The 774-nt window shown below is 66.9% G+C and carries 1 protein-coding gene; it reads left to right on the top strand.

Features of this window, described 5'->3' with window-relative positions; all coding sequences use genetic code 11:
* Positions 1–115: 115 nt before the first annotated feature.
* Positions 116–774 (top strand): IS21 family transposase (gene istA, locus VQ02_RS31865; protein WP_048448278.1); only part of this gene is annotated, 659 nt, incomplete at its 3' end.

Here is a 774-nt window from a genome sequence, read left to right as displayed (position 1 = left end):
TGTGATTAGGCGTGGAATAAGGACCCCGTTTCCGGGGTGATCGGCGTCCAAACGGGACCCCCGGGATACTTCATCCAGACTGCCTCCCGCACTCGGAACGGGAGGCTCGCGGAGGATGTTGGTCGTGGAGACGGTCGCGAAGATCCGCCGCGCGTACTTCGTGCAGCATAAGCCGATCAAGCAGATCTGCCGGGAGCTGATGCTTTCCCGCAAGGTCGTCAGGAAGGTAATCCGCTCGGAGGCAACCGCCTTCCGCTACACCCGCAGCGTCCAGCCTGCACCCAAGCTCGGGCCTTGGCGCGACGAGCTCGACCGGATGCTGGCGGCCAATACGGGGAAGCCGGCGCGGGAGCGGCTGACGCTGACCCGGATCTTCGAGGCGCTGCGGGGGCTCGGCTACGAGGGCGGCTATGATGCCGTCCGCCGCTACGCCAAGACGTGGAAGCGCCAGCAGGCCAGCGTGACGGCTCCCGCCTTCGTGCCGCTCGCCTTCGCCCCGGGTGAGGCCTACCAGTTCGACTGGAGCCACGAGATCGTGCTGATCGCCGGCGTCACCACGACGATCAAGGTCGCCCACGTCCGGCTCTGCCACTCGCGCATGCTGTTCGTGCGGGCCTATCCGCGCGAGAGCCAGGAGATGGTCTTCGACGCCCACGACCGGGCGTTCGCCTTCTTCCGCGGCACCTGCCAGCGCGGCATCTACGACAACATGAAGACCGCGGTCGAGACGATCTTCGTCGGGCGCGAGCGCGCCTACAACCGCCGCTTCCTGCA

Source organism: Methylobacterium variabile (assembly GCF_001043975.1).
Classification (GTDB): Bacteria; Pseudomonadota; Alphaproteobacteria; order Rhizobiales; family Beijerinckiaceae; genus Methylobacterium; species Methylobacterium variabile.
This window is presented reverse-complemented; position numbering and strand designations above follow the sequence as displayed.